Genomic DNA, 7203 nt, shown 5'->3' with positions numbered 1-7203 from the left:
TTTTCTTAAATCGTAGCTATAGGGAGCAGGCATTATTTTTCTGTTTTGGCGATCACGCAGTGGCAGGCTTCGCCTGATCGCTTTAATCTTAGCTGGTTTTGTCCTAACTTAGCCACGTATTGCTATACCTTTGAAGATCATTTTGACTCCTGTACCAGGTGCAAGGGTAACTCCTCGACGAGCAGGCTTTTCAGGAAAGTTGTTGGCTAAAGTAAGATCGTAATTAGATAGAATAGTTGCGATCGCCATTTTCATTTCAAATTGGGCTAAAGCTTCTCCAATACAGCGACGAGAACCCCCACCAAAAGTAACGAACTCGTAGGGAGAGAATTGCTTGTCTAAAAATCTTTCTGGTTTAAATTTTTTGGGTTCTGGGTAAATATCTTCCCGTTGGTGAGTCAGATAAATACAGCCTAAAAATACTTGTCCTGGCTTGACTTTGTAACCAAATAACTCATCTGAATTCTGCGCCACTCTGGGGAAAGTTAACATCGCTACAGGATAAATCCGAAAAGTTTCCTGACAGATAGCATTCAGATAGGGTAACTTCATAATTGCCATCGGATCGGGATTATCTCCCAAGCTGGCGATCTCTGCTATTAATTTACGCTTGACCTCTGGTAAATGATGAATCCAGTACATCGCCCAAGCCATAGAAGTTGCAGTGGTTTCATGTCCCGCAAACATCAAAGTCATTAGCTCGTCGCGTAACTCTTGATTGGTTAAAGGGTTTCCTGCTTCATCGGTTGCTGACATCAATAGAGATAAAATATCTTGACGTTTTGGCTCTTGATTGGCTCGTCGAGATGCTATTTCTTGGTAAATAGCTTCATCTAATTCTTGTTGCTGGCGTAAAAACTTACCCCAAGGACTCCACGCACCCCAGTCTTGTTGCAACCAGCGGAAAAACAATAAACTGGAAGTTAAAGGAGAATTAAAAGCGTCAGCGATCTGGGTCATTAATTCTCGTAATTTTTGCGATCTTCCCCCCTTATCTAAACCATAAACAGCTTCTAAAATTACTTTTAAGGAGACATCTTGGGTTAAAGTTCTCGCAGTGAAAGTTTCTCCAGGGGAAAGTTGGTTAAAAATGTTAAGTGTTAAATCACGAATTAGTTTGCCATAGGTGTGCATTCTTTCTCCATGAAAGGGTGGTAATAACAACTTACGACGTTTTTGATGGCGATCGTCACTAAGTAAAAAAATGGAATTATCTCCTACCAAGGGTCTTAAAATTCCATTTTTACTCCCTAAAGCAGGAAATCTTTGTCTATCTTTGGATAATAGCTCTTTAATTGCTTCTGGATGATTCACAAAAACTATGCTATTTCCAAAACCGAGAACTTCTGCTGCAAATAAGTCGGGATTATCTTGGACTGCATTTTCCATATAGCCTACAGGATCTGCAATCCATTGGATTCTCTGGAAAAAAGTATGTTGCTTAACCTGGGGTATTTCTAATGCCATTGTTCAAAGGTGGTTTTTGATGTCGCTTTTCTTATCTTACAAACTTTTATTAAGAATTTTAAAGCGATCGCCTTTTGCCAGAGTATTTAGTCGGAAATTTTTATTTATGGTTGATAATTTTTTGTCTTCCCCAAGGCTTAATTACTGAAATGCCGATAATTACTACTAATAAGATTGCTTGAACTGCTGCACCGAAAAAAACGCCTTGAATATCTAAACTATAAACGCGATCGCTAAAAGCTGATAAACCTTGTTCTTGAGCGATCTCTTCTGCGGTATTCGACCAGGGATACAGCCAAAATGTCCCAAAGACAACTAAAGATATAGTCAGAAACCATTTAGAAATTACCCACCAAAATTTCATAAAGCCATAATTTGTGAGCCAACAAAGAAAGGTTGCAGTTAGCACTGAACCAGTAGCTGCGGGAATTACTACATACTCATCCAACAAATTAACCGCAGAATGCAAAGCATAGAGTACTTCAGGATTATTCGATTGCTTGTTAGTCCAAGACAGTAGAAACATACTCAATACTGTTCCTGTCCACAGGGCTGCAAAAATAATGTGGGCAGATAGTAACCAGTGTTTTTGTTTGACTGTTAGTTTTGCCATGATTGAATTTTGCTTAGCGTATTAATAGTTAATATATTAAGTATTTTAGCAAGAATTATATTGAAACTCTTGATTAAAGATAGATTAGGTAATTAAGAAAGGTTAGAAATAAGGCGATCGAGAAGCTGTAACATCGCCTTTTGTTCGGATTCCGAAATATCTTGAGTTGCAGCGAAAATAGTTTTTTCTCCTACAGAAGGTAATACATTCATCAATTTTTTACCTTCATCGGTTAGCCAAATCCTGACGATTCTGCGATCGCGATTGTCTCGTTGGCGATAAACTAAACTTCGTTGTTCCATGCGATCGACTACCCCTGTGAGAGTCGCGCCTAACTGCTTGAGTTTATCAGCGATTCCAGAAGTAGAAAGTCCATCCTCTTCCCAAAGACAACAGAGAACCAGATAATGAAAAGGAGTCAAGCCATAGGGTTGTAATCGTTCTAAAAAATCACGATACATTAACTGAGAAGCCAGCTTGAGCTTATATCCTAAATTATAAGGAGCTAAAGAATGTCTCCATTGCTCTACAAATTCTTGGTTGGATGATGAACTAGACACTTACAAATTATCTGTTTGTTTATTTATTATCATAAGCACCAAAAACCACAAATCAATCCAGTGTCTTGGTGATTGAAGTGAAACTAGCAACAATTAAGCAACACTACTATTTTGTTCAAATATTTCATCAATTAACCAGCCAGTAGTCGCCTTAAAATTGTGTATAGGGGTGGGTAATAAAGTCAAATAAGTAGACTCGCGAATCAAATGACCAGGTTTACCTTTAATCTGATAACGATCGAAGAGATTAGCCACACTTTCTCCTAAACCTAATTTGAGTAATGTACCCCTTAAGCTAACATTCGCTTCCGACAGTTCCTTTCCTTTGGCTAAGGCTAATAGATTATCGGCGATCGCTTTTCCTTCTTGATAGGCTACTTGGGCTGTTTGGGGTAAATCTTCTTCAGTTCTTAAAGCACAATCACCACCCGCAAATACTTCGGGATATTCTGGTAATTGCATAGTAGGAAGAATATTTAAATAGCCTCGTTTGGTTTGATATTCTTCTGCTACTGCCAAATTTTTAATCAAAGGATTAACGGTAACTCCTGCTGTCCAAGCTGTAGTTGCTGCAAAGATAGTTTGAGTGAGATCGTCTTTTTGATATTCCACTTTGTTGCTGTATACCTGTGTTACCGATGCTCCCAATAAAAATTCTACAGGAATATTACGATTTTTTAAGGCTTTGGTTGCGGTATCGTGAATAGTATTTTTAGTATCTTTACTATTACCGCTTCCTTTCAGGATTTCGTGACTGCGATTAATTAAAACAACTCTAATTTCTTCGCTATTACCGCCTAATTCTTGATACCAAATAGGTAACAAGTCGGCTAAGGTGGCAGCTAATTCTACCCCCGATGCACCCGCACCAACAATAGCCACTGTGAGTAATTGAAGACGTTGAGCTTTATCTTTTGTTTGAGTTGCCTTTTGCAAACATTCTCGTAGGTGTCTACTTAATTCTGTTGCTTGTTTTCCTGTACGAAATAAAAAAGTATGTTCTTTTGCTCCTTCAATACCAAAAAAGCTACCAACACTACCCAGTGCTAAGACTAAATTATCGTAAGTGTAGTTTAATCCTGATGCTAATTGGAGACATTTTTGAGGTAAATCGACTGATGTAGCCGTGTCTTGCACAAACTTAACGCCACTACCTTCGAGTAAATCCAAATAACGAGGGTAAACCTGTTCGTCACTCATTTCCCCACTAAGATATTCATACATCATGGGATTAAAACTAAATCTATCATTGCGGTCTATTAGAGTTATGGACTGAGAATAATTTTTATGACTTAGATGCAAAGCGGTAAATAGTCCTGTAAAACCACCGCCTAAGATAATGGTGGATTTTTCTGTTTGGTTCATGAATAGTTTTTTGTAAATTTCGATGACTTTTTCTTAAGATTTATTCAATAATCTTGCCGAAACTATCAATTTAAAATATCTGTCTTTGGGTATGGATCGAACACACAGAAGAAACTTTTGGCTTTGTCAAAAGTCTCATTTTTTTTAGCTTTATATTCTCTAATTATGAAGATTTTTGTCGATCGAGACGGACGGCAGTTTCCAGTGCTGCCTTATTTCTAGCTCTTTGAGCATAGTGCTGTAGCTGCTGAATTTCTATGCCACTGAGGATACTTAAGTCTTCTAATTCGATCCCTCGTGTCAACATTTCCACACACCATGTTTGTCTGGCTTGCTCAATTAGGGGTGTTTCTCCTTGAGGAGTTAGTATATCGATGGTTAATTCCTGCCATATAGCTTGTAATTCAACTTCTGTGATTGCAACTTCTGTGATAGCGTCACTTGCTTCATTAATAAAGATCGCTGTGCAATCATCCTGACGGCTTTTTAACCATTGAATTAGAGGATTAGATGATTTTGAACCATAGCGAAATCCCATTACCCATTGATTGAGAGGTACTTGTCGTTTTGTACCCTGATTAATATGTAAGATATGTTGTGGAGGTTCAATTAATAAATGCGATCGCTCTAAATGTAAGATTTCTTCTACCGATAAACCTGCACCGAACAACACGTATATTAGAGCGTATTCTTGTTTTCCTGTTTTTTTGGCTTTCAGAAATAGAGAACGCACTAAGCTGGCTGGTAAATCTGCTATTTCGGATAACTCAGCCTTTATGCCACTGGTTTTGCTAACTCTAGGTGTTGCCTCAGATGAAGTAAAAGAGCCTTGTAAAAATAGCTCGATCATACTGTCTAAAAAATCATGCTGCTCGTCCCAGTAAGTATAGTCTTCGGTACTAGATTCAATGACAAAATAACCCAAAAGCAAAAAGTTGAGCAGGTTAACAATTTGTTCTGATGTCAGATCGCTAGTTAAACCTTCTTTAGCGATCGCTTTTTCTAAGTATTCTGCTACATAACGATTCGCCTCACTCAAACCTTTACCCAACGCCAAACGATTTTCTACAGGATAGTTACCTGCTTCCCCCACAATAGAGCGAACCAAATCTGGTGCTTTATTAAGGAGATGTAAGCTTTCTTGAGCATATTCTTTTAAAAAATCTGCCACATTATCCTTAGCGTTGGCTTGTTCGATCAAAGCATGAACCAATTTAGCAAATACGGCTGAATCTTCAATTACTGCCAAAAGCAAGCGGTACTTGTTCCCGAAATTACGAAAGAGAGTAACTTCGTTCACCTGAGCGCGTTCAGCAACAGCTTTAGTCGTAGTCTCTGTGACACCTCTCTCTGCAAATAAATCTAGTGCAGCTTCAATGAGACGAGCTTTGGTGGACTTTCGGGGAGTAGGCATAAAGATTAAATTTACATTAAGCAAACAACAGTATAACTAAATATCAATAATCTCAACTGCTTGTCTTTATTGTAGTTGAACAAAAAATGTAAGTATTACTTGCAAATAAAAAAAATAACTGTTAGACTGCAATATGTAAGTGGTACTTGCAAAACTTAGTTTGAGATTACAACTATCAGCCTAGCGAGCGTCCCAAAGACTACGCTAACCGCGTAATCGCCAAAACTTACATAACGAGCTTCTTGAGCTTCGTAACTTCAAAGTATTTTTAGGACAAGTTAGTAATGACACAGCAATTAATTGCTCCCAAGAACCAGCAGGGGGTTCAACCAAAAGAAGAAAAGCTAAAACCATATTGGATTAATATCGCCGTTTTTGTGGCTTTTCACCTCATAGCCTTATCAGCACCCTGGTTTTTCTCCTGGTCTGCTTTGGGCGTGGCAATTTTCTTCCACTGGTTAACTGGTAGTATTGGCATCTGTTTGGCGTACCATCGCATCTTGACTCATCGCAGCTTGGAAGTCCCTAAATGGTTAGAGCGTATCCTAGTAACCTGTGGCGCATTAGCAATCCAAGGTGGTCCTATTTTCTGGGTAGCAGGACACAATTTGCACCATGCTCATACTGAAGATAATGATAAAGACCCCTACTCTGCTAATCGAGGTTTTTGGTGGAGTCACATGGGCTGGTTGATGTTCAGACAAGATAAATATTTTGAATACGATCTATACAAAAGATATGCACCTCGTACCGACAGAGATCCTTACTATCGTTGGTTAAATAAGAATTTTATTGGGCTTCAGATCGCTTTGGGTCTCGCTTTATTTGCTGTGGGCGGTTGGTCTTTTGTTGTCTATGGTATTTTTGTCAGAGCCGTAACTTTGTGGCATTGTACTTGGTTTGTAAATAGTGCAACACACTTCTGGGGTTACAAAAACTTTGAATGCGAAGATGGCTCTCTTAACCTGTGGTGGGTTGGTATTTTGGCTTATGGCGAAGGTTGGCACAATAATCATCATTTTAGACCCCGTGTTGCTAAAGCTGGTCAACGTTGGTGGGAAATCGATGTTACTTGGTGGGCAATTAGAGTATTACAAGGTTTAGGTTTAGCGAAAAAGGTTGTTATGTAGTTGCCAGGCTGCTGTTGGCGAATCGATTTTATAAGTTTAATTTAAGTACAAGATACTAATTTTGTAGTGGTAATTTATAAATTGCCACTACTTTAATGTTTTTAATCACCTTGATTTTAATTCGCCCATATTATCTTCAAAGACTTCCCTACTTCACGCTCTTTCCTACTTCTTCGAGCAACAATCGTTCACCAAACAGTATTGGTTTGCGAGATCGCTTTTATTAATTCAGGAAATTGTTAAATAATGTTAAAAAACTGCATAAAGTTTGTGTTTTGGAATGAGAAGTAAATAGAACACACATTATTTAAAGTTCGTCAAAGAATAGCGAAAGATGATTAAGATGGGTCAAAGCTCAAGTAACGATCTCGTTCTCAGCGAGGCAGTTGGCGATCTCCAGAAGCTAACAGGCAAAATAAAGGGATTTTTTGCGGTTTTAAAATTTGGAAAATTCCGAAAAATTAATAACAAGAAAAAAGAAGAAACTATTAAAGATAGTTCTATAAATAATGCTCTTTATAGTAATTTGAGTAACGATATTGTCATCAATAGTTCTGGACAAGTTAAAATTAACAATTTAGATAGTTGCCTAGATTTAGTTAGCAGTGACTTTATTGTGTTTTAGGTTATGGCGGTTATAGCGATCGCAATTGT

At 38.1% G+C, this 7203-nt stretch carries 7 protein-coding genes; 2 read left to right on the top strand and 5 right to left on the bottom strand.

Annotated features, from left to right (window positions below):
- Positions 1 to 108: 108 nt before the first annotated feature.
- The 5 genes from H1P_RS06165 to H1P_RS06145 all read right to left on the bottom strand — a co-directional run bounded on the left by H1P_RS06165 (position 109) and on the right by H1P_RS06145 (position 5419).
- Complete coding sequence (locus H1P_RS06165) at positions 109 to 1467, bottom strand: cytochrome P450 (RefSeq protein ID WP_144865172.1); 1359 nt, start codon at positions 1465 to 1467, stop codon at positions 109 to 111.
- 100 nt (positions 1468 to 1567) lie between these two features.
- Positions 1568 to 2080, bottom strand: a complete 513-nt coding sequence (locus H1P_RS06160) for a DUF2269 family protein (protein ID WP_144865170.1) — start codon at positions 2078 to 2080, stop codon at positions 1568 to 1570.
- Between the two features lie 92 nt (positions 2081 to 2172).
- Positions 2173 to 2640 (bottom strand): MarR family winged helix-turn-helix transcriptional regulator, encoded by a 468-nt coding sequence (locus H1P_RS06155; RefSeq protein ID WP_144865168.1) that lies wholly within the window; start codon positions 2638 to 2640, stop codon positions 2173 to 2175.
- A gap of 93 nt (positions 2641 to 2733) precedes the next feature.
- Positions 2734 to 4005 carry an NAD(P)/FAD-dependent oxidoreductase gene (locus tag H1P_RS06150; protein ID WP_144865166.1) on the bottom strand — a complete coding sequence of 424 codons (1272 nt, stop codon included), beginning with the start codon at positions 4003 to 4005 and terminating at the stop codon, positions 2734 to 2736.
- 163 nt (positions 4006 to 4168) lie between these two features.
- Positions 4169 to 5419 carry a TetR/AcrR family transcriptional regulator gene (locus H1P_RS06145; RefSeq protein WP_144865164.1) on the bottom strand — a complete coding sequence of 417 codons (1251 nt, stop codon included), beginning with the start codon at positions 5417 to 5419 and terminating at the stop codon, positions 4169 to 4171.
- A gap of 284 nt (positions 5420 to 5703) precedes the next feature.
- Between H1P_RS06145 and H1P_RS06140 the strand changes: the two genes are divergently transcribed.
- Both H1P_RS06140 and H1P_RS06135 read left to right on the top strand, forming a co-directional pair.
- Positions 5704 to 6549, top strand: coding sequence for an acyl-CoA desaturase (locus tag H1P_RS06140; protein WP_144865162.1), 846 nt, complete (start codon positions 5704 to 5706; stop codon positions 6547 to 6549).
- Between the two features lie 343 nt (positions 6550 to 6892).
- The gene (locus H1P_RS06135) at positions 6893 to 7174 is read left to right on the top strand and encodes a hypothetical protein (protein ID WP_144865160.1); all 282 of its coding nucleotides are present in this window, start codon (positions 6893 to 6895) and stop codon (positions 7172 to 7174) included.
- Positions 7175 to 7203 lie beyond the last annotated feature (29 nt).

Origin of the sequence: Hyella patelloides LEGE 07179, assembly GCF_900659865.1 — a bacterium.
GTDB lineage: Bacteria > Cyanobacteriota > Cyanobacteriia > Cyanobacteriales > Xenococcaceae > Hyella > Hyella patelloides.
Note: the sequence above shows the minus strand (reverse complement) of the source record. Positions and strands in the feature narration are given on the sequence as shown.